The 22,704-nt window shown below is 35.3% G+C and carries 25 protein-coding genes; 7 read left to right on the top strand and 18 right to left on the bottom strand.

The genetic code is table 11. The annotated features are described in order from the left end of the window. Positions 1-18 precede the first annotated feature (18 nt). From rseP to BAZ10_RS11310, 3 genes are all read right to left on the bottom strand, one after another. A complete protein-coding gene (gene rseP, locus BAZ10_RS11320; RefSeq protein ID WP_078772148.1) occupies positions 19-1,353 on the bottom strand; it encodes an RIP metalloprotease RseP in 1,335 nt (444 codons plus the stop codon). Between the two features lie 105 nt (positions 1,354-1,458). After that, complete coding sequence (locus tag BAZ10_RS11315; RefSeq protein ID WP_078772147.1) at positions 1,459-1,923, bottom strand: hypothetical protein; 465 nt, start codon at positions 1,921-1,923, stop codon at positions 1,459-1,461. A gap of 41 nt (positions 1,924-1,964) precedes the next feature. Next, complete coding sequence (locus BAZ10_RS11310; protein ID WP_078772146.1) at positions 1,965-2,414, bottom strand: DUF6646 family protein; 450 nt, start codon at positions 2,412-2,414, stop codon at positions 1,965-1,967. 74 nt (positions 2,415-2,488) lie between these two features. Between BAZ10_RS11310 and BAZ10_RS11305 the strand changes: the two genes are divergently transcribed. The 3 genes from BAZ10_RS11305 (at position 2,489) to BAZ10_RS19080 (ending at position 5,200) form a co-directional block, all read left to right on the top strand. Beyond that, complete coding sequence (locus tag BAZ10_RS11305) at positions 2,489-3,253, top strand: amidohydrolase (protein ID WP_078772145.1); 765 nt, start codon at positions 2,489-2,491, stop codon at positions 3,251-3,253. A gap of 236 nt (positions 3,254-3,489) precedes the next feature. Continuing rightward, on the top strand, positions 3,490-4,371 hold the full coding sequence (locus BAZ10_RS11300) for a cupin-like domain-containing protein (RefSeq protein WP_009089986.1): 882 nt from the start codon (positions 3,490-3,492) through the stop codon (positions 4,369-4,371). 46 nt (positions 4,372-4,417) lie between these two features. Beyond that, positions 4,418-5,200 (top strand): hypothetical protein, encoded by a 783-nt coding sequence (locus tag BAZ10_RS19080; protein ID WP_078772144.1) that lies wholly within the window; start codon positions 4,418-4,420, stop codon positions 5,198-5,200. Positions 5,201-5,203: 3 nt separating this feature from the next. Here BAZ10_RS19080 and BAZ10_RS11290 read toward each other — a convergent pair whose 3' ends face one another. The 8 genes from BAZ10_RS11290 to BAZ10_RS11255 form a co-directional block, all read right to left on the bottom strand. Then, positions 5,204-6,925, bottom strand: coding sequence for a M14 family metallopeptidase (locus BAZ10_RS11290; RefSeq protein ID WP_078772143.1), 1,722 nt, complete (start codon positions 6,923-6,925; stop codon positions 5,204-5,206). A gap of 59 nt (positions 6,926-6,984) precedes the next feature. After that, positions 6,985-7,716: a metallophosphoesterase gene (locus BAZ10_RS11285; protein ID WP_078772142.1), complete on the bottom strand. Its 732-nt coding sequence runs from the start codon at positions 7,714-7,716 to the stop codon at positions 6,985-6,987. Continuing rightward, a complete protein-coding gene (locus BAZ10_RS11280; protein WP_078772141.1) occupies positions 7,717-8,259 on the bottom strand; it encodes an RNA 2'-phosphotransferase in 543 nt (180 codons plus the stop codon). Between the two features lie 166 nt (positions 8,260-8,425). After that, on the bottom strand, positions 8,426-10,222 hold the full coding sequence (lepA, locus tag BAZ10_RS11275; RefSeq protein WP_059345794.1) for a translation elongation factor 4: 1,797 nt from the start codon (positions 10,220-10,222) through the stop codon (positions 8,426-8,428). 177 nt (positions 10,223-10,399) lie between these two features. Beyond that, positions 10,400-10,873, bottom strand: coding sequence for a hypothetical protein (locus BAZ10_RS11270; protein ID WP_245803804.1), 474 nt, complete (start codon positions 10,871-10,873; stop codon positions 10,400-10,402). 2 nt (positions 10,874-10,875) lie between these two features. Further along, positions 10,876-11,436 carry a hypothetical protein gene (locus BAZ10_RS11265; protein ID WP_078772139.1) on the bottom strand — a complete coding sequence of 187 codons (561 nt, stop codon included), beginning with the start codon at positions 11,434-11,436 and terminating at the stop codon, positions 10,876-10,878. Between the two features lie 18 nt (positions 11,437-11,454). After that, entirely contained in the window at positions 11,455-12,012 is a 558-nt protein-coding gene (locus tag BAZ10_RS11260) for an RNA polymerase sigma factor (protein WP_078772138.1), read from the bottom strand. 142 nt (positions 12,013-12,154) lie between these two features. Continuing rightward, positions 12,155-13,351, bottom strand: a complete 1,197-nt coding sequence (locus BAZ10_RS11255) for an MFS transporter (RefSeq protein ID WP_078772137.1) — start codon at positions 13,349-13,351, stop codon at positions 12,155-12,157. A gap of 85 nt (positions 13,352-13,436) precedes the next feature. Here BAZ10_RS11255 and BAZ10_RS11250 point away from each other — a divergent pair, with 85 nt between their 5' ends. From BAZ10_RS11250 to BAZ10_RS11235, 4 genes are all read left to right on the top strand, one after another. Continuing rightward, on the top strand, positions 13,437-13,811 hold the full coding sequence (locus tag BAZ10_RS11250) for a winged helix-turn-helix transcriptional regulator (protein ID WP_078772136.1): 375 nt from the start codon (positions 13,437-13,439) through the stop codon (positions 13,809-13,811). Positions 13,812-13,847: 36 nt separating this feature from the next. Next, on the top strand, positions 13,848-14,600 hold the full coding sequence (locus BAZ10_RS11245) for a Rossmann-like and DUF2520 domain-containing protein (RefSeq protein ID WP_078772135.1): 753 nt from the start codon (positions 13,848-13,850) through the stop codon (positions 14,598-14,600). After that, positions 14,590-15,108, top strand: coding sequence for a KdsC family phosphatase (locus BAZ10_RS11240; RefSeq protein ID WP_078772134.1), 519 nt, complete (start codon positions 14,590-14,592; stop codon positions 15,106-15,108). The genes BAZ10_RS11245 and BAZ10_RS11240 overlap by 11 nt, the downstream gene beginning before the upstream one ends. Before the next feature lie 135 nt (positions 15,109-15,243). Then, positions 15,244-15,804: a Maf family nucleotide pyrophosphatase gene (locus tag BAZ10_RS11235; protein ID WP_078772133.1), complete on the top strand. Its 561-nt coding sequence runs from the start codon at positions 15,244-15,246 to the stop codon at positions 15,802-15,804. A 195-nt stretch (positions 15,805-15,999) separates the two neighbouring features. Here the strand turns inward: BAZ10_RS11235 and tsaB are convergent, their stop codons facing one another. The 7 genes from tsaB to rpiB form a co-directional block, all read right to left on the bottom strand. Next, positions 16,000-16,677, bottom strand: a complete 678-nt coding sequence (gene tsaB, locus BAZ10_RS11230) for a tRNA (adenosine(37)-N6)-threonylcarbamoyltransferase complex dimerization subunit type 1 TsaB (RefSeq protein ID WP_078772132.1) — start codon at positions 16,675-16,677, stop codon at positions 16,000-16,002. A 58-nt stretch (positions 16,678-16,735) separates the two neighbouring features. After that, positions 16,736-17,485: an SDR family NAD(P)-dependent oxidoreductase gene (locus BAZ10_RS11225; protein ID WP_078772131.1), complete on the bottom strand. Its 750-nt coding sequence runs from the start codon at positions 17,483-17,485 to the stop codon at positions 16,736-16,738. A gap of 69 nt (positions 17,486-17,554) precedes the next feature. Further along, a complete protein-coding gene (locus BAZ10_RS11220; protein WP_078772130.1) occupies positions 17,555-17,917 on the bottom strand; it encodes a YraN family protein in 363 nt (120 codons plus the stop codon). Positions 17,918-17,922: 5 nt separating this feature from the next. Further along, on the bottom strand, positions 17,923-18,852 hold the full coding sequence (locus BAZ10_RS11215) for a S66 peptidase family protein (protein WP_078772129.1): 930 nt from the start codon (positions 18,850-18,852) through the stop codon (positions 17,923-17,925). Next, positions 18,852-19,544: a LysE family translocator gene (locus BAZ10_RS11210; RefSeq protein WP_034871950.1), complete on the bottom strand. Its 693-nt coding sequence runs from the start codon at positions 19,542-19,544 to the stop codon at positions 18,852-18,854. The genes BAZ10_RS11215 and BAZ10_RS11210 overlap by 1 nt, the downstream gene beginning before the upstream one ends. 6 nt (positions 19,545-19,550) lie before the next feature. Continuing rightward, positions 19,551-21,704, bottom strand: coding sequence for a ribonuclease R (gene rnr, locus BAZ10_RS11205; protein WP_078772128.1), 2,154 nt, complete (start codon positions 21,702-21,704; stop codon positions 19,551-19,553). Between the two features lie 40 nt (positions 21,705-21,744). After that, complete coding sequence (rpiB, locus tag BAZ10_RS11200; RefSeq protein ID WP_078772127.1) at positions 21,745-22,176, bottom strand: ribose 5-phosphate isomerase B; 432 nt, start codon at positions 22,174-22,176, stop codon at positions 21,745-21,747. Positions 22,177-22,704: the final 528 nt, after the last annotated feature.

Genomic DNA, 22,704 nt, shown 5'->3' with positions numbered 1-22,704 from the left:
TTTGCAATAAATTCTCTATCAATTGAAAATCAGCTTATAAATATCGCTTCCGAAAATAAGAATCATAAGTCCTAAGAGGAATATCACACCTATCATCTGCGCATTTTCCAATACTTTCTGTGGAACAGGCTTCCCTGTTACCATTTCCCAAAGAGTAAATAAGACATGCCCCCCATCCAATCCTGGAATAGGAATAAGGTTAAGGAACGCTAACCATACAGAGAACATTGCTGTAAACGACCAGAATGCAACCCAGTCAATCTGTGCAGGCATTTGCTTTATAATACCAATCGGACCGGAAACTTTAGTATAACCTTTTGTTTTCTGATTAAAGATAATTTTAAACTGCTTTATCTGCATTACCAGTACATCTATAGTTCTGGTAAACCCTCTTGGAATAGCCTGAAGGAATCCGTATTCTTTTGTTACACTTGTTTTTTCAAAAGAAGCCATCATTACTTTAAAATCCGGAGTGAAACCTATTTTCCCTTTAGCATCTACATTTACCGGAAGTTCCAGCTTTTCACCTTTTCTTTCAACTCCTATAGTAATGGTTTTGTTCTTATTAGCCATTACCTCTCCCGAAACTTCGTCAAAGAAGAGTGCAGATTTTCCATTTACAGAGATAATCTTATCTCCTTTTAATAAACCTGCCTTCTGTGCGCCCATATTTGGTGCAATAGAATCTATAACAGCAGGAAATCTTGGGGAGAAATAAGCTTTTGCCTCATTAGATTTAATAACTTCTGCAACGCCGTTCTCATTAACCGGAAAAGTTACTTCTTTTCCGTTACGCAATACTGTAGCCTCATTCGCGAAAAGCATATTGATCATGGATGTTTCCATTCTTTCAGCTGGCTTCCCGTCTATTTTAAGGATTTTATCACCCGTCTCTAAGCCCATTTTACGGCCTTCTTCGGAAACAGCTATACCGTTTTCGAATTTAGCATTATCATGGTAAGTTTCTCCATTAAAGAAAGAAAGACATGAATATATTAACCAAGCTAAAAAGAAGTTAACTGTTACCCCACCCAGCATGATAATAAGACGCTGCCAAGCTGGTTTAGATCTAAACTCCCATGGTTCAGCAGGTTTCTTCAATTGTTCAGTATCCATGCTCTCGTCTACCATTCCGGCAATTTTTACATAACCACCGAAAGGAAGCCAGCCTATACCATATTCCGTTTCTCCGATTTTCTTTTTTACAAGAGAAAACCAAGGGTCAAAGAACAGGTAAAACTTTTCAACTTTGGTTTTGAAAAGTTTAGCCGGGATAAAGTGTCCTAATTCGTGTAGGATCACCAAGATTGAAATACTTAAAACGAATTGAAATATCTGATTAAATAACTCCATTTGTAATATTTGAAATGCAAAAATAGGAATAATATTCGAGCCTGAGGGGAAATAAAAAAGTTGCCTTAAAATAAGGCAACTATACTATTTTTTGGTGTTTATGGATTACAATGTAAACTTGAATCCAAATCCGAATCTACCTACGTTAGAATCTCCACCATTTGAAAGCCAGAATGCTGGTCTCCAGTCGAATGAAAATGCGATAGGTGCTCCGCTAATCTTGTACTCTAAACCTGCCATCGGACGGATTGCAAACTGAGTATCTCCTCCTTTAACAAAACCTAAAGCCGGTCCGATACCTAAATACCAGTTAAGGCCTTTAGCTCCGGAAATACCTTTGTTATAGGAGTACATTGCCTGTAGCATAGTAACATGATTACCAAATACCACTTCTGCCTGTCCGGCATTGTTACCATCGAAGAAGTGCTTTACAGCCGGTCCTACCAAAGTAGATCCATCTCCAAAATCTACAGAAAGTCCTAAGCTCGTTTTGTAGATCTGTGCCTTCGCCTGAGTTGCTCCAATTGCTAAAAAAGCAACAGCAAATAAAGATTTCAATAAATTTTTCATAATCGTCTATAGTTTATTTATTTGTTTTACGTTTCATTTTATTATTTCAGGTTGAATACTACTCCAATACCACCTCTGTTACCTACTTCGGCGAAAGCTCCTATTGTAGGAGTAAAGAAATATCTGAATCCTATATGTGCTCCAAAATCAAACGTATCACCAAGAACTCCCATTGTTATACCTGGATAAATATCGAATTTATCCGGAAGTTCCAAGACATCCTTTAGGTGGTAATTCGCACGTGCGTATACAGATATCCCTGTTTTTTTATTTCCGTCTACAGTCTTTCCTTCAGAATAAATACCTACTCCGGCACCTATAGAAACTGCATCAGCAATTCCATAGTCATAAGATCCTTTAACACCAAAACCGCCTTTTCCCCATACATTCATGCCTGCCTGTATTTTTTGGTCACCCTGCCCATTCCAAGCCTGAGCGCTGGTCATCTGAATAGCAAACATTCCTATTATAGAAAACAATACCTTTTTCATAAAATAATCTTATATTCCTTTTTATTATCAATAACTTTACTAACGCAATTTTAATAAATTTATTCTTACTGTTTATGAAAAATTTAAAAATATTGGGCTTACAGCATGATATTCAATGGAAAAATAAAGTTAAGAATTTTGAAATTATCGAAAAACTTTTACCTAAAGAGGATAAACCGGATATTTTTCTTCTCCCCGAAATGTTTGCTACAGGCTTCTGTATGGATGTGGAAGAAATCGCCGATCAGGATGCTGAAGTTCTGAACTGGATGACATCTTTAGCTGTAAATAATAATATTGCTGTAGGCGGAAGTGTTGCCGTAAAAGAGAATGGCAAGTTCTATAATCGGTTTTATTTTATAGAAAAAAACGGAACTGTACACCATTACGATAAAAGACATCTTTTTTCCTATGCAAAAGAAGATCTGTTTTATACGCCGGGAACAGAAAAAGTAGTTATAGAATATATCGGTTGGAAAATATGTTTACAGGTCTGCTATGATCTTCGCTTTCCTGTTTTTGTAAGAAACACGGAAAGTTACGACCTGATTCTGAATATTGCCAGTTGGCCATCTACCCGAATAGACGCCTGGGATACATTACTAAAAGCAAGAGCAATCGAAAATCAGTCTTATGTTTTTGGTCTTAATCGTGTTGGAAATGATGGTAATAAATTACATTATAACGGTTCTTCTCATTGTTTCTTTGCAGATGGTTCAGAAATAGCACTCCTAAAGGATAATCTTATTTATGCAGAATTAGATAAAGATTTATTGACTGAATTCAGACGCAAGTTTCCGTTTTTAGCAGATCAGGATATTTTCAGCCTTTCTGTGTAAACAAAATCTACAGATAAAACATAAACAACTATAAACCAATGTGATAAAATAAGTTGTATTATTTTATCAATTAAGATATTATAATATTTTTCATAGATAAATAGACAATATTAAATTACCCTATAAAAGTGATAGATTTTTTCACTGGGATTTGTTTATAATCGTTCTAAACAATACTATTTTCTTCCCTTCTGTGTTAAGAAAATTTAATATTTTTGCAACATAAATAAAATGAAATGGGACTTATTCTTAAACCGATTGATGTTGTAGACGACATTTCACAGGAAGATTTCCGCGAAAAATATCTTAAGCCACGTAAGCCTGTGGTTATAAAAAATATGGCTAAAAAATGGCCTGCTTACCAGAAGTGGACCATGGAATATATGAAAGAAGTGGTTGGCGATGTAACCGTTCCTTTATATGATAGCTCAAAAGCAGACCCTTCTGCTCCTATTAATTCATCAGCTGCAGAAATGAAATTTGGCGATTATATCGACCTTATTCAGAAGGAGCCTACCGACCTTAGAATTTTCCTCTTTGATCCGATAAAGTTTGCTCCGAAATTACTGGACGACTATATCTCCCCAAAAGATTTAATGGGTGGATTCCTGGATAAATACCCAAACATGTTCTTCGGAGGTAAAGGCTCTGTAACATTCTTACACTTTGATATCGATATGGCTCACATCTTCCATACACACTTTAACGGAAGAAAGCATATCCTTCTTTTCGACTACAAGTGGAAAGAGCGCTTATATCAAATTCCATATGCAACTTATGCATTGGAAGATTATGATATCGAAAATCCGGACTTCAGCAAGTTTCCGGCTCTGGACGGTGTTGAAGGAATTGAATGTTATCTGGAACATGGAGATACTTTATTTATGCCAACAGGATGGTGGCACTGGATGAAGTATCTGGATGGTTCATTCTCTATTTCACTCCGTGCATGGGATAAAAGCTGGGGTGTAAAAGCTCATTCTCTTTGGAACCTTACTGTTCAGCGTAAATTCGATAACTTTATGAAAGCACGCTACAAAAAGCGTTACATGGACTGGAAAGAAAAAAAGGCTGTTGAAAGAGCAAATATCGCACTAAAAAAAGGTCTTCCGAAATAAAATAAAAATCTCAGCAATGCTGGGATTTTTTATTTAGCTTTATTACATGAAGGTTTTTCTGATTCTTTCACTTTCAATTTTGTTTCTTCAATGTAAAAAGGAAGAAAAACTTTCTGACGGGATTACATTTCAGTTTGATAAAAGTATTATGATGACGTTTCAGGCATTTGATGAAGGCTATGGAGAAATAGGGGGAAAAATACTCTATATTGGTGTTAAACCATCAAAAATTCCGGTAAAATATTATTTCAGTGGAATAGCGCCACCACCGGCGCCGCCATATGCAAAACAAGACTATAAACCAACTCGCAAAAGCCTTCAAAGAGATTCTTTAATTGAGAAATATTTTAAGGGACATTTAGATTTTGATATGGATTATAAGAATACCAAATATGATTCTTTAAATAATAAAAACTTTATTGTTGAGGCTAGGTATAAAGATACTATTCCACAATATGCAATTCCTTTAGAAGAAAACATCATAAAAAGTTATTATTCATTTCCTGTTATCATCAAAAATATATCTACAAGAGATTTAAGATTAAATGATTACGCTATGTCTATAACTTATGAAGTATTAAATTATAATAAGAAATGGCAAATTATTTTTAATTATGACACTACAGAATCCTGCTGTTTCTGTGGAGAAACGGGTCCTGGATTTTTATTCAAAAGGGAGGCTTACATGATTATGAGTATTCCATACCTTCACGGCAACTTTAAAACAAAAATGCGTATCCGGTTTGGATACGCAATTTCTAATGAATTCGATACTTCTGTTGATCCTGAAATTTTCAAAAAGCAACATGAAGCTATTTTTATAAAATAAAACTTATAGTATCCTGTAAATTGGATACTGTCTGTGAGTTTTTTTCTCATAATAAGGAGAGTTTTCATATACCCAGTCCAGCTGTGCTTTGCCATCTTTTGCAAAATCTTTATCTATTTTCTTCTTAGCTTCAAAGGCAGTTCTTAGTGCTGTATCATTTTTCATGAGGTCTGTTGCTGTATCTTCAAATATATACGCAGAATAGTATTCCTTTTGTCCCAGCATAGCATCAAAGAAGTTCCAGTTAAAGAAAGAATCTAAAGCTTCAGGTTCTAATGTTTCTAATATATATTTCACGCCGGATTGCTGTGTTGGTACCACATAATCTCCTGCCAGAAATTTAATTTGTTTATTGGATTTCCCTACAACTGTTTCATAGTGAACATAATGACCTTCGTAAGGATTCTTTACAGTCTTGAAGTCATTGATTTTATAAGATTCTACTGTAGCAATACTGTCACGCTTCAGTATGTTCATCTTAATATGATTTCTTTTTAATTCCTCTATTACACGATATTCCGATTGTGGAATTACATAATACCTCGGGATAATTACAAATCCGGTTGGAGCATAGGTATTGAAGAGTTTTATCTTTTTTGTAAAAGGCTTATTACGGTCATAATACAATCTTTTCTGTCCGGAGATTCCACTTGGCTTATATCCCGCCTCAAAACCTTTAAAATCCATTGTTGAATACTTTGTAGAATCTACTTTCCAACGAATAGGATATTGTTTCCCGGCTGTATATTGTTTAAGGTTTTCTTTACGAATCTCTTTTATTCTCTTATAATTCTTATCGATATTCTCAAGATTTACCAGCATGTATTTGTAAGTAGCATCTACTCTTTTATCATAGGGCTTCAGCATATGGGTTTCCACAACCGTCCCAATAGAGTTGAATAAGCTTGTATAGCCAGTAGCATAGCGTGGAGAATCTTCGAAAGCAGCAAAGCCTATTTCCGGAACATCTCCGTGAATATTAACATAAGGAGTACTTTCGTATCCCAATGACTGCATTTGCTTTAGATTGTCAGCCTGAAATTCGTTGAAAAAATAATCACCAAGTGATTTTCCTAGTCTTTCCTTATGTGTAGAAATATAAGTGAAAGTATATTGGTAATCCGCTCCGTTGCTCACGTGATTATCAATAAATACATCGGGATTTAACCATTGGTATATCTGCTGGAAACTTCTGGCATTTTTTGTATCAGCTTTTATAAAATCCCTGTTCAGATCATAGTTCCTAGCATTACCACGGAATCCATATTCTTCAGGTCCGTTCTGATTTGCTCTGGAATATGAGCCTCTGTTCAGCATTCCACTAACATTATATGCTGCAATTGCTGCTATAACAACATTCTTAGGAGCTTTTATCTTCTGCGTTGCCAGATCTCGCATCAGCATCATTGTAGCATCTATACCATCGGGTTCTCCGGGATGAATCCCGTTATTAATCATCAGGACAGTTTTATCCTTACCTAGTTTTTCTATTTTCTCTTTAAACGGATTAAAAACAACAACATAAATAGGTTTTCCGTTATCATCTTCTCCTTTTTGCAGGTACTGAATGTTTTTGAAGTTTTTAGACAAATCCTTGTAGAAAGTATTCATCTCATCATAAGTAACGGACTGATTGCCGTTTCCCTTTTCATATGGTGTGAGGTAAGTATTTTGTCCAAACACCAACCCCGAAAAGCAAGACAATAAAAGAAATTTAAGCTTCATGAATTTATTATTTTTCAAAACTTAAATTTACAACATTGTCATCATAATTTATTTACAGATCAGGGATTTCTTCCCTTTTCATTCGGATACAGATGTGGAAGTGGCTCACTTTGCCAAAAGTCCTTGGTATTGATATCCATAATAGATACAGCTCCGGTAAAGGCTGCTCCAGTATCTACATTCCAGATATTAGCCTTATTCAGGGGATGAGATACTCCTAAATGGAGCGTAGGTGTATGGCCTATAAATATTTCACTGAATAAAAGCAGTCTTTTTGGATATTGTACAGAACTTTTCTCAATTCTTGTATCCAAAGCTACTGCAGTCTCCCACAATGTTCTGTCCCATCTGTAATTACTGGAATGCATTTCTTTCTCGGGTCCGTGCATAGAAGAATAACCGGCATGTATAAAAAGCCGGTTCTGTTCATCAGTATAGTAATTATACATTTGGCTGAAAAATTCCAGATGTTTATCTATCTCCTTATCCGAAAAATCTGCGTAACTCTCCATAGTACTTACGCCACCGTTTAAGAGCCACATTTCAGGTTTATGACCAAAGCTTAGCCATTCTTCGCAATAAAGATCATGATTCCCTTTAATGAATATACACTCTTGTTTTTGTGAAAGCTCGATAAGAGCATTGATTACTTGTGAGGATTCGCTCCATCCGTCTACATAATCTCCAAGAAAAATCAGTTTATCTTTATCTGTAACGTTTGCACGTTCTAATATCTGCTCCAGAGCCTTAAGCCCACCATGAATATCTCCTACAACTAATGTTCTGCTCATTTATTTCGAAATGTATTTTGTATTTACATAATCTGTTAACCACACCCCGTTTTCAGATTGATAGAATAGAATTCCGTCATTATGCATTTTCCCTGTTCTAATGGTTAAGACAACAGGTTCACCATGGCGAGATCCAACCTTTACAGCGGTTTCTTTATCACTACTCAAATGTACATGCTGCCGGCTTCTCTTTTCTATTCCGGTTTCCAGAATTGAAGAAATATTCGCTCTGGCAGTACCATGATATAAAAATTCGGGAGGCTGCTGTGAGACAAGAGCAAGGTCAATTGCAATTGAATGCCCCTGACTGGCTCTTATTTTGGTATGGTCTTCATTGAAAGCAAAACGTTTTTTATTGTTCTTTTCAACAACTTCATTTAGCTCTTCTATTGTAAAACGAATTCTGTTTTTCGTAGATTTTATAATCAATTCCTGTACATCAGCCCAGCCATTTTCATCCAATTTTAAATTAATAGATTGTGGCTGATGCCGGAGAATAAGACTTAGAAATTTGCTTATCCTCTTTATTTCAACTTCATTCATATTCTGTGTTAATTAATTTCCGGACTATCCTACCCAAAGTTAAGGAATGATCCTTGTTCTAAATCAGCAATAACTGATTTTATGATATATATTAGGGAGTGCGTTCTAAAACCTTCCGATATATAGTAAATAAAAAGACCGGAGCTATGTCCGGTCTTCTCTATATTTAGTCATTAAGCTTTAATACTGCCATGAACGCTGATTGTGGCACTTCTACTCTACCAATCTGTTTCATTTTCTTTTTACCCTCTTTCTGTTTCTCCAAGAGCTTACGTTTTCTGGAGATATCTCCACCATAACATTTTGCTGTTACGTCTTTTCTAAGGGCTTTAATCGTTTCTCTTGCGATAACTTTAGTTCCTAATGCTGCCTGAACCGCAATATCGAACTGTTGTCTAGGGATCAGTTCACGCAACTTCTCACACATTTTCTTTCCGATGTGGTATGCGTTACTATCGTGAATTAATGAAGATAAGGCATCCACCATATCTCCATTGATCAGAATATCCATTTTTACAAGCTTAGAAGCTCTGAATCCAATTGGATGGTAGTCGAATGAAGCATAACCTTTGGAAATTGATTTCAGACGGTCGTAGAAGTCAAAAACAACTTCCGCCAATGGCATATTGAAGATTAGCTCAACTCGCTCTGAAGTCAAATAACTTTGGTTAACGATTTCTCCTCTTTTCTCAATACATAAAGTCATTACCGAACCTACAAAATCCGATTTAGTAATGATAGATGCTTTAATATAAGGCTCTTCTACCCTGTCCATAATCGATGGGTCCATCATTTCTGAAGGGTTATTAATCAGAATCGGAACTTCAGGCTCCTTTTTAGAATATCCAAAATAAGACACGTTCGGAACTGTAGTAATAACGTTCATATTAAACTCCCTATCCAGTCGCTCCTGAACAATTTCCATGTGTAGCATTCCGAGGAATCCGCATCGGAAACCGAAACCTAATGCTGCTGAACTTTCTGGTTCAAAAACCAGAGAAGCATCATTAAGCCTTAATTTTTCAAGTGAAAATCTAAGCTCTTCGAAATCTTCAGAATCAATTGGGTAAATACCCGCAAAAACCATTGGTTTTACTTCTTCAAATCCTTCAATCGGTCCTGCTGCAGGTCTGTCAAAAGAAGTAATGGTATCTCCTACTTTTACCTCTCTTGCGTCTTTAATACCGGAAACCAGATAACCAACATCACCACACTGAATGGTTTTCTTTGGTACCTGTTTTAGTTTCAAGGTTCCTACTTCATCTGCACCATATTCTTTACCAGTAGCAAAGAATTTGATTTTTTCATTTTTAGAAATACTTCCGTTTACAACTTTAAAGTAAGCTTCAATACCTCTGAACGGGTTGTATACTGAGTCAAAAATCAGTGCCTGGAGTGGTGCTTCCGGATCTCCTACAGGTGCAGGAATTCTTTCAACAATTTGCTCTAACAGGTTATGAACTCCTTCTCCTGTTTTACCTGAAACACGAAGTACATCTTCATATTCACAACCGATAAGATTCATAATCTCATCTGTTACTTCTTCAGGGTTTGCAGAAGGAAGGTCTATTTTATTAAGAATAGGAATAATTGTAAGATCATTCTCCAATGCCAGATACAAGTTGGAAATGGTCTGAGCCTGAATACTCTGGGCAGCATCCACAATAAGCAAAGCTCCTTCACATGCAGCAATTGAACGGGAAACTTCGTATGAAAAATCCACATGCCCCGGAGTATCAATAAGGTTAAGAATAAACTTCTCCCCTTTATACTCATAATCCATCTGAATTGCGTGACTTTTAATCGTAATTCCACGCTCTTTTTCCAGGTCCATATCATCAAGAGTCTGCGACTGCAATTCTCTTTGTGATACAGTATTTGTATATTCTAAAAGCCTATCAGCCAAAGTACTTTTACCATGGTCAATATGGGCAATAATGCAAAAATTTCTTATATTCTTCATCGAATCTATTAGTATCTGCAAAGATATTGATTTTGAACCAAAAACCTAAAAATAAAAAACCCTGCCTAAGCAGGGTCTAACACTAAAACTACTATTAATGAAAAATGCTATTTTACAAGCGTTTATCCAATTTATAAGGAGGATATGTTAGAGTCATTCCTCATTGACTTGGTACATTTACTTTTTCTCTTCTTCCTGATGTTTTTTATCCATTATCCTCCGCCCCATTCTTTTCTCCATTTCAAACATTTTTTCAAGTTGCTTGGGAGTCAAAACTTTCAAAAACCGATCAGCATAAGTTCTTTTGTTGTTTAATAGTTTCTGTGAAACATCAAATCCTGTATAAATTTTTTCTTTTGTTTCATCTTCAGAAAGTTCAGGTTTGTTATATTTTTCCTTGAACTCCTTCATTACAAACATCTGGCTTACCTCATAATTATTGTAAACCTCTCTGAACGCTTTTTCCTGATTTTCATTCAATCCAAGATTTTTAACAAGAATATCAACTCTTGCCTGATGATAATCATTCATTCTTTCCTCCTTCAATTCTGTATTTCCACCAGAAGAAAGGTTGCTTTTAATCTGAGCATGTGTTGAAGAAAACATTCCTAACAATACTAAGAAGCTTAATATTTGTGCTGTTTTTATCATTATTAATATAAGTCTAAATAAGTATCAATCTCATATTTTTTACTCTGCTCAGCCAACTCCTGAGAGCTTAGATTACTTATTGCTTTATCAAATTTTTTATCAACTGCATTAATAGCTTTTGGTCTGCTATATGCATTTTTGGAATCTGTAAGCATTGCTTTCTTAGAGTTAGATGCAGAATTCTCCGCAAAGTTAAATCCGTCGTCAGATTTTTTTTGATTTTCTGCTATTCCTTCACCAGGACCTTCATCAGAAGGTTGTTTTTTATTATCAGAATGTTCAGCTACCTTAGGCTGTATATTCTCTGCCACTATCTCCCTGTCTACTATTTTCTCCTGTGTCTGTACAGCATTGTTGTTTGTATAGTAGAACAAAATAGTTCCTACAATAAGAGCTAATGAAGCTGCAATACCGGACAGCATCCTTATAGGAAGTAATTTTCCTTTGGGTTTCTTGTGTTCTGCCACTCTTTCAAGGACATTACTCTGCATATCTTTGAAAAAGCCTTCAGGAACATCGTAAATATTACGGCGTTCAAAATCTTCAATATCTGTCTTTTTCATCTTTATTTATTTCCTTTTTTATTCAAATTCCTCAATATTCTGCCGCAAATACTCTGTTACTTTTTCTTTTGCGTAATGATAGTTTGTTTTTAAAGTTCCAACCGACATATCCAGTATCTTAGACATCTCTTCATAAGGAAGGTCGTCATAGTACTTCATTGTGAAAACCAATCTTTGCTTTTCAGGCAGGCAATGGATTGCCTTCTGCAACATAATTTCTAATTCTTCTGCATCGTGCTTTGTGTTTTCTGCAACAGCATTCTGCAAATAATACTCAGCTCCCTCATCAGTCAGCTGCATCTTTTTTATCTTATTCAGGTGTTGCAAAGCTTCGTTTGTAGCAATCCGATAAAGCCATGTATATAACTGGCTTCCTCCCTTAAATTTATCAAAATTATGATAAACTTTTACAAATGTATCCTGCAACAAGTCCTGAGCATCATCATGCTGAACTACCAGCCTTCTAATATGCCAGTATAATCGACTCTGATAGGCACTCATAAGCATCCGAAGTCCCTCTTCACGGGTCTTCGGAGACTTCATTTGTTCAATAATGAGCCCCTCATCGATTTTCATTCCTCTATTGGATATCAAATTCTATGAAAAGTTAAATTATTTTTTTCTTACAGATGCTTTATTTTATAAAAAAGCCCCGGTCATTGTCTAACCAGGGCCTAAAAATTCAATATAAAGTTTTAATAATAATTGCATAAAATTCCTACTCTGTAAGAAGTTCCGACTCTTGAATTTTATGATGACAATTTTGCTCTCTGTTTTTCTTCAGATAAGAATTAATAGCAAGAATAAGCAGAGAAATAATACCAAACGCTGCTCCTATCCATGGTGTAACAGAAATTCCCTTTGAAACAATAATCCACCCTCCTATCGAGGTTCCCAATGCAACACCAAGATTACCTGTTGAGTTTTGCAAACTGTTGGCAAACTCCAATGCATAAGAAGGTGCATTAGAGACCATATAAACAACAGCTATCATTACACATGGACCATACCAGAATCCCCAGATAGAAATAATACTAATTGTAAGTACCGGATTGGTATTGAAATTCAATAAAAAAGGAAGTACAATAGTTCCTAAAGAAAACAAGACTACTGCCGGCATCATTCTCTTGTTAAGCATTTTTCTGGCAACCCAATTAGAAGCAACTCCCATTACTCCGAATAAAAAGATCATATAGCTGGTTGTTTTTTCATCCATTGCCAGACTTTTTTGAAGATATTCCGCAATATAACTGTAGGTACAGAACCAGGCAGTGATAAGAAACAAGTTAAAAGCCATACTTAGTAGAAATATGGGATCTTTAAGAATAACCAGCTGTTTCTTCCGTGAGATTGTTTCTTTAGGTGCCGGAACTGATGGCAGCATTTTATAAATAATAACAATAGTAAGAAGACTAATAATTGCTTGTAAAACATAGGCAGCCTGCCATTGCTGAAAAACACCTGATACATAGCCTGAAAGTGGAACTGTAACTACTGAAGCAACAGCAATTCCACTTATAACTATACCTATAAGTTCATTCTTATGTTTATCGTCTCCAAGAGCCACTGCTGCATAAATAGCTGCAGCAATACAGGTAGGTTGCAGAAAGGCAGGTAACATTCTTACAACGAGTAAAACCCCAAACGGAGGAGCTATAATCGACAAAATATCTGATAATAAAAATAAAACCATCGCGACTAACATTATCTTTTTCCGATTAAATCCGGAGGTAAGAAGTGTAATTACAGATCCGGTAACTGCTATTGTAATCGAAAAAATACTCAAAAGACTTCCGGCTTTATCTATAGAAACTCCATAATATTCTGAGATCTGAGGAAGTATACTTATAACTCCAAACTCAGTACTAATAATTCCAATTAATGTAAGGCACCCTATATAAGCTGCTTTTTTCATTCCAATTTTTTTTCAAAATTAAATTTATACGTCTAAATTTGCATATAGTACATTAAATTGTATGCTACTGTAAAAAAAGTAAGTAATGGGGAAAATAAAAGAAACATCAACCAATAATATAAATAAACAATACATTATTGAATGCGATACACCATATGCTATCTCACAAATTGGAGGACGATGGAAGCTTCTTATTTTGTGTCAGTTAGAAGGTGGAAAAAAGCGCTTCGGAGAGCTCCATAAGAGTATTTGTAATATTACCGAACGAATGCTAACAACACAACTTCGTGAACTGGAAAAAAGTAGTATTATAAAAAGAACTGTATATGCTGAAGTTCCGCCACGGGTGGAATATGAATATACTGAAATGGGCTTGGAGCTGGTTCCTATTCTAAAGCAATTAGGCTGTTGGGGCGCCAGAATTCGTAAAGTTACTAAAGAAGAATCTTCAGAAGATTAAGACCATATCCTAAAATCTTATACCTATATTTGTAGTATGACGACAGTAATAATAGGCTCAGGGAATGTTGCCTGGCACATGGCTAAAGCCTTTAAAGAAGCAGGAATAGATCTTATTCAGCTTTATGGAAGAAATGAAAAGGACCTAAAAAAATTATCAGAAGAAATTAATGTTGAATATTCTACGGAGAATCTGAAACAAGCAGATTTTTATCTTATCTGTACCAGTGATAAAGCTATCGCTGAAGTTTCTAAAAAAATACCATATGAACAAGCTCTTATAGCGCATACATCAGGATCATTATCACGTGATGTACTTGAAGGGCCATACCGAAAAGCTAGTTTTTATCCATTGCAGACCTTTTCTAAAAACAGAAAATTAGACTATTCAAAAATTCCGCTTTTTGTAGATGCGGGGTGGGAGAGTGACAATATTCTGTTAACTGATCTGGCAAATAAAATCAGTACTAATGTGATGCGCATCAATCATGAACAGAGAAAACAGATGCATCTTTCTGCTGTATTTGCCTGCAACTTTGTTAACCACCTTTACGCTCAGGCCGAGATAATCTGTAAACAGAATGATATTCCTTTCAATTACCTTTTACCACTAATAGAGGAAACTGCTGACAAAATAAAAACAATTTCTCCTAAAGATGCACAGACGGGTCCTGCCGTAAGAAATGATCAGAATGTAATCCGGTTCCAGGAAAACCTGATTGATAATGATAATCAGCTTAATATTTACAAAATACTTACTGAATCTATAACCAAAATGTATGAGCTATAAAGAGAATCTGAAAAATATAAAAGCATTGGTATTCGATGTAGATGGTGTCTTCACTGATGGATCAATCATCCTGCAACCAGATGGAAGCATGAGCCGCATTATGAATGTTCTGGATGGATATGCCATTGTAAAAGCTATAAAAGAAGGCTTTGTAATTGGTATTATTACCGGTGGGAATGATCCTATGGTAAAAAACAGAATGCAATATCTTGGAGTTACAGATATTTATATGAAATCTCATAATAAAATGGAGGATTTTGAAGATTTTGTCTCAAAATATCAGTTTGAGAATCATGAAATTTTATTTATGGGTGATGATATTCCAGACAAATATGTCATGGAAAAGGTAGGAATTGCAGCATGTCCAATCAATGCAGTCCCGGAAGTGAAAGAGATCTCTCATTATATTTCCAATATCCATGGAGGAAAAGGGTGTGTCCGTGATGTTGTAGAGCAGGTGATGAAAGCCCAGGGAAAATGGCATGATGATAATACCCAAAGCATCTGATAAAGTGCGAAGTACGAAATATGAAGTTAGAGATACGAAACGTAAAATAAACAATTCAGCGATTGACCTATTTAACTTAAAATTAGAAGTACTAAATCAGAAATAATAAACACGAAAAAATAGAGAATAAGAAATATGAAGATTTTATTAGCTTCACAATCTCCGAGAAGAAAAGAGCTTATTTCGGCTCTTGGCTACGATTTTAGCACTGTAAAAATATATTGTGAGGAAATCTATCCGAAATCTTTACCAGTTACTAAAATACCCGCTTATTTGGCTGAATTAAAAGCTAAAGCTTATACAGCCATACAAAATGACGAAATCCTGATTACTGCAGATACTATTGTGGTACAAGATGGGGAAGTACTGGGAAAACCAAAAGGAGAGGAGGGTGCAAAAAAAATGTTGAGAAAACTTTCCGGAAAAACACACCAGGTAATTACAGCTGTCCGCATTTCTTCAAATGAAAAATTCTTTACATACACAGATATTGCTGATGTTGAAATGGAAGATATTTCGGACGAGGAAATAGATTTCTATATCAGGAATTACAAGCCAATGGATAAAGCCGGAGCCTACGGAATACAGGAATGGTTAGGTATGGCTAAAATAAAGCGTATTAATGGAAGTTTTTATACCATAATGGGGCTTCCAACACATTTGGTTTATAAAGGACTGAAGGAATTCGGTTTATAGTTCAAAATTCTATACAGGTTCTTCTCCAAAGGAGTGGTTCTGTAATACCTATTGTAGTTTTGATTTTATGTTTTAAAACGATTTATAAAATTACAATAATCCAACGCAAAAGAACAATTTATCAGTCTTGGCAAGGTTTGAAACTTTGCCAAGACTAAAAATAAACGATTTTACAATTTTTTAGTTTGTATAACACTAATTACCTGCCGATTTCTTCTTTACTCCTTGAAAATCTTTCAGATAAAAAGGCTCAAAATAAGCAATATCTTCAAAGTTTTTATTTTTCACAGCTTCTGAGCCCTTGCGTACAAGATGTTGAGCAGAAGGATAGACTTCATCTTTATATTCAGCTTTTGAAAGCTGTAGTATTTCCTGAGACTTTTTTGCACCATCTCCAACAAACAGAACCTTATAATCCTGATACTCCGAAAAGCTACTCTCATCCAGAATTTTGGCTTCAGTAGGAGAAATTTCTTCCCCTTTCTGACTAAACACTTTACTATAAACTTCCATTCTGCGGGCATCCATCATAGGAATAATATAATCATATTCACCATTGAAATATGGCTCAGCCATTGCATCAAGAGAGTTAACAGTTACCAAAGGAATATTCAGACCAAAACAAAAACCTTTAGCTGAAGCTGCTCCAATACGCAAACCGGTATAAGAACCAGGCCCTTTGCCCAGACATACGGCTTCTATATCTTTAAGGCTAATCTCAGCTCCTTCTAATGCCCATTCTACAAAAGTATGCAGGCTTTCGGATTGTTTATAATTTTCAGAAGTCTCTTCACAAACGCTCAACAATTTCTCATCATCAGAAATTGCTACTGAGCAGTTTTTAGAAGAAGTTTCCAGGTACAAAATTTTCATGCTGCAAAGTTATAAAAAGTTAAGAGGTTATGAGAACACTGTAATCATTTCCCAATATCTATTTTCTGAAAATCTGGGTAGGAGAGGCCTGTGCAGAAGGGTAGATGGTCATATCAGCAATTGTAACATGCTTTGGAGCATTTACAACATAGGAAATAACATCTGCAATGTCTTCAGCTTTCAGTGCTTCATATCCTGCATAAACTGTTGCTGCTCTTTCTTTATCTCCTTTAAAGCGAATTTCTGAAAATTCTGTTTCTACAGCTCCTGGAGCAAGATCAGTTACTTTAATTCCGAATTCTGTAAGCTCTAAGCGCATCCCTTCACTTATTGTTTTTACTGCTTTTTTGGAGGCACAATAAACAACTCCATTTGCATAAGTCTGCAATGCTGCTACAGAACTAATGTTGATGATATGTCCGGAAGCTCTTTCTTTCATCGCGGGAATAATGCATTTAGAGACATATAAAAGCCCTTTTACATTCCCATCCATCATCATATCCCAATCAGAAACTTTACCTTCTGTAAGCGGTTCTAAACCGTGTGCATTTCCGGCATTGTTAATCAGTATGTCTACAGCCTTCCATTCTGCAGGAAGACTCGCGATGGCATTCTGTACTTCTTCATAATTTCGGACATCAAAAGTAAGTGTATATACATCTGTTTTCAGCGCTAATTCTCCTGCAAGTTCTTCAAGAACCTCTTTTCTTCTTCCGCAAAGAATAAGTCTGTAGTTTTCACCAGCAAGTCTTTTTGCTGCTGCTTTTCCTATTCCGGATGTTGCTCCGGTTATAAATGCTGTTCTCATAAATAATTGTAGCAATATAATAGCCTGACAGCGGTATATTTTCACACTGTCAGATGGTTCGTTTAATATTTAATCGATGCTTTCGAAAGCATCATCTATATATTCAAGGGTAAATTTTCCGTTTTCAGACAGGATACTGATAATATCAAATTGGACTTCTACTTCTTCATCCATATTTTGTACAAATTCATTGGCTGCCATAATCAGTAATTTTCTCTTTTTCCGATTAACGGCTTCTTCAGGTGTGATAAAGTCGTCTGAAGTTCTGGCTTTTACTTCTACAATATGGATTACATTATCCTTCCTTGCAATAATATCTATTTCTGCTTTTTGCCAGTACCAGTTTCGGGCTAAAATCTGATAATGATTTTGCTTTAAAAAATTGACAGCAAGTTCTTCTGCCAGTTTCCCAAAATCATTATGTTCAGCCATGCATTTTATTTAAAAGTAATCTGTGCTTTATCCTTTACACTCATTTCTACTTCAGCACCTATTATCAAAGGCTGATTATCGAAAATATGTCCGTTTGATAACCCGTATGCTACCGGAAAATCATATTTATCTAATTTCTGAGCAACAATTTCATAAGCCATAGGATCAAAAGAAGCCTCGTAATGCTCATTGGTTTTCTCATCACCCATACCAGTCATTCCACCAACAATTAATCCTTTTATCTTTCCAAAGATTCCGTTTAGTTCCAGATTCATCAGCATACGGTCCAATGCATAGTACTGTTCTCCAATATCTTCAATAAATAGAATTTTGTCTTTGAAATCAAAAGAATACTTAGATCCCATAACACTGTAGATCATTGCAAGATTTCCGCCTACAAGTTGGGCTTTGGCTTTACCTTTCTTATTTAAGGAGTTATTTTCAATAACATATTGAGTTTTTTTACCACTCATAATATTAAAAATTCCTTCATAAGAAGCTTCAGAAACGCCCTGAGAAGATGTTTTGATACTTTGCCCATGAACAGACGCAAAACCATTTTTCAGTAAATAACTCTGCAGCACAGTAACATCAGAGTATCCGATAAGGTATTTTGGATTTTTTCGGTATTTTTTCAGGTCTATTTGCTGTAGAAGCTGTGCACATCCATATCCGCCGCGCGTAGTCCATATAGCACCAAAATCACCATCTAAAGCCCATTGAAGATCGGATAATCTTTCTTCAGGAGTTCCGCCGTAGTTATAACCATTAACATACTTTGAATAGACATTTGAGCCTAAAACTGGTTCGTAACCTTTGCTTTTTATAAGTTCTAAAGTTTTATCCAGCTGTCCTGCTTCTATAGCGCCTGCCGGAGTTATTACCGCGATAGTACTTCCTTTTTTAATCTTATTCGGAAAAACAATTTCTTTCATTATTTTTTCTGATCTGTGTTATGGTCAAGTTTATGGTAACCGCTTTCTTCCAATTTCTTATCAAACTGATTGAATTTTTTAAAACTCTGCAGGAATATAAATACACTGAAAGCAACCAGAATGAAGCCTACCAGCTTCCTTATTTTATTCGCAACTTTATCATTCAGTTTATTATGAAACTGTTTTGCCAAAAGAATTTTAAAGACATCAATACTGAGATAGGTAAGGATTACAAGTCCTATATATAGTAAAAATTCATCTGCACTTGGATAGTTTTTTCGTACCGAAATTACTGTTACAAGCCAAAAAAGTACTACTCCTATATTTAGAATATTGAAAAGAAAACCATTGATAAAGGTTTTAAAATAATTCTGACTAATAAGTTTTTGCTCTCCTTCTACATGCATTTTTGTTTTCGTGAGGATCATAAAAACAGCGTACATAAGGACAATGAAGGCTGTGATTCTGTAAAAACTAGGATGCCGGTCTATAATCGTTACCAGATCGTGACTGCTGTAATAAGCTGCCACAATACAGGTGATATCAGCTAATATAACACCCAGATCTAAAGCCAATGCATGTCTGGGGCCCCGTGTAAAACTAGTTTCAATCAACAGGAAAAATATAGGTCCAATGAAGACCAGACTAAGCATAATGCCTAATCCTACAGCAGATAAAATTAGTTCTAACATAAATTTTTATTGAATCAGTTTAAAATCCAGCTGCTTGGCAATTATATTCGCTTTTACAACCTTTATCTCTACTTCGTCTCCTAATTGATATGTATTTCCGTGCGTCATGCCTACAATAGCATAATTCTTTGCATCAAACATATATGAATCATCTGTAAGATCACGTAATCTTATGAGTCCTTCGGCACCATTTTCAGGGATTTCTACATAAATTCCCCAATCGGTAACACCAGAAATAACTCCTTTGAAGGTTTCTCCCACATGTTTCTCCATAAATTTAACTTGCATAAATTTGATGGAATCTCTTTCAGCATCTGCTGCCAAGCGTTCCATCTGGCTGCAATGCTTGCATTTTTCCTCATATTCAGCCACATTCGGAGACTTTCCTCCGTCCAGATAATGCTGCAAAAGTCTGTGAGCCATAACATCCGGATAACGACGGATAGGGGAGGTAAAATGCGAGTAATATTCAAAAGCTAACCCATAGTGCCCAATATTCTCGGTAGAATAAACGGCTTTACTCATACTACGCATAGCAAGAGTCTCAATCATATTTTCTTCTCCTTTCCCTTTTACTTCAGAAAGAAGTTTATTCATTGATTCCGAAATTTTATTCCGGTTAGAAATATTCATTTTATATCCGAAAGTATGTACAAAATCTCTTAATGAAGCCAATTTTGTAGGATCCGGGTCATCATGAATACGATAAATAAATGTATTGTTTGTTGGTTCGTTCTTTCTGGTAAGAGAAACAAACTCTGATACTTTTTTATTAGCCAGAAGCATGAATTCTTCAATCAGGTGATTAGCATCTTTACTGATTTTGAAATAAACACCAATTGGCTGACTTTCTTCATTCAGGTTGAAACGTACTTCCGCTCTGTCAAACGCAATAGCTCCATGCTTCATACGATCCTTACGAAGTATTTTTGCTAAAGAATCTAAAAGATTTATTTCTTCTGTAAGATCTCCTTCTTTAGTTTCTATTCTTTCCTGTGCTTCTTCATAAGTGAATCTTCTATCTGAATTAATAACTGTTCTACCAAACCATTCTTTCTGAATTTCGGCTTTGTCATTTAATTCAAAAACAGCTGAAAAGGTAAACTTATCTTCGTTGGGGCGAAGTGAACACAATTCATTACTCAATACCTCCGGAAGCATAGGTACCACTCTGTCTACAAGATATACAGAGGTTGCTCTGTCATAAGCCTCCTGATCCAATAATGTTCCGGGTTGTACATAGTAAGATACATCTGCAATATGAACTCCTACCTCAATATTACCATTTTCAAGTTTGCGCAGTGAAAGAGCATCATCAAAATCCTTTGCATCTTTAGGGTCTATTGTGAAAGTAAGTATATCGCGCATATCCCAGCGTCTGGCGATTTCCTGCTCTGATAATGTCTGGTCAATTTTTTGAGCTTCAGCCTCAACTTCAGGCGGGAAATTATAAGGAAGTCCGTATTCGGCAAGTATGGAATGGATCTCTGTTTCATGATCTCCCGGATGCCCGAGGACTTCAGTAATTTCTCCTTCAGGATTTTTACTTTTATCGTCCCAACCCAGCATTTTAACAATAACTTTGTCTCCATCTTTTGCACCGTTAAACTTAGTCTTAGGAATAAAGATATCGGTATTAATTATTTTTTTATCAAAAATAACAAAGCCAAAGTCCTTAGAGGCAATGTATTGGAATGTACCTACAAACTGAGTACGGCTTCTTTCAATAACATCTACTACCGCACCTTCCAGTTTTTTTCCTTTAAAATGAAACGGAACAATTGTAACTGTATCTCCCTGTAGAGCATTCTTTACATTTTTCTGGTGTACAAATACATCATCACTAACACCTTCTACTTTTACATAAGCATTACCAGATTGGTTAAAATCTATTATACCGGTAAGAGTATCGCTTATTTCTATATTCAGGATATATTTACCCTTTTCTACTTCTTTTATTTTATTTTCTGACAACAAAATATGCAATGTCTGTATAACCTGCTCTCGCTGCCTTGGGTTTTTAAACTCTATGCCTTCAGCAATCTGTTTATAGTTATAGATTTTAGAAGTTTTCTTAGACATAAACCTTACAATCAATCTTCCTATATCATGTAATTTGTCATTATTCTTTTTACTTAAATTTCTCTTCTTCCTTGGCATAGTATAGTGTTTAAAAATTATAAACTATAAATATAGTTTATTAACAGAATTTGATTTTATTAACTCTGTTTTGGTGTCTTCCTCCTTCAAAATTGGTTGTAAGAAAAGCATCTACCATTTGCTTTGCTAAATCTTCAGAAACAAATCTTGCTGGGATAGACATCATATTTGCATCGTTGTGTTGTCTTGCTAATTCTGCTATTTCTACTTCCCAGCATAATGCACATCTGATTCCCTGGTGTTTGTTAGCAGTAATCTGTACTCCGTTTCCGCTTCCACAGATCAGAATTCCTAATTCGAATTCTCCGTTTTCAACAGCTGAAGCTGCAGGATGTACAAAATCCGGATAATCTACACTGTCAGTAGAGTAGGTTCCGAAATCCTTTACCTCGTATTTTCCATCAAGGTATTTCTTTAGGATCTCTTTATATTCGAAACCAGCGTGATCTCCTGCGATAGCAATCTTTTTCATTTTCCTTTTATTCTTTATTATTAGTATAAATACAAATTTACTCTAAATTTAATTATAAAGAACGAATTACAAAATATGAATTACAGGACACCTGTCTGTTTATAATCAAATTTGGCTCAACTTATCAACTATATATTAATATAGGTAATCATTACAGAAACGCACCAGTAAAAGGTTTCCATAAATACGCCAATAAAATGTGGGAAAGTATGTTAATAACTATGGAAAACTATCCGAGAACTTTATTTTCTATTTTAAGAAAAATTAACTAATGAGAATTTTTACTGAAATAAAAAAAACTTTTTTCATTTTCTTTTCAGGGGTAAAACAAAGAAGTTATACCCAGAGAAAAATAGCAACTTTATCCCTATTCATAGTTATCCACAGAGTGTGGATAACCTCATAACTTATTGATTTTTATATATTTTTAGTGTTAATAAAGTATTAGTTATGTAAAGATTAAATATGAGTAAAAATGAGCCTATTTTTTTTCCACAATTCCTAACACTACAACAGTATAACACATTC

Source organism: Elizabethkingia occulta, assembly GCF_002023715.1.
In the GTDB taxonomy this organism is placed as follows: Bacteria; Bacteroidota; Bacteroidia; order Flavobacteriales; family Weeksellaceae; genus Elizabethkingia; species Elizabethkingia occulta.
The sequence above is the reverse complement of the archived record's forward strand: the minus strand, read 5'-3'. Positions and strand labels throughout refer to the sequence as shown.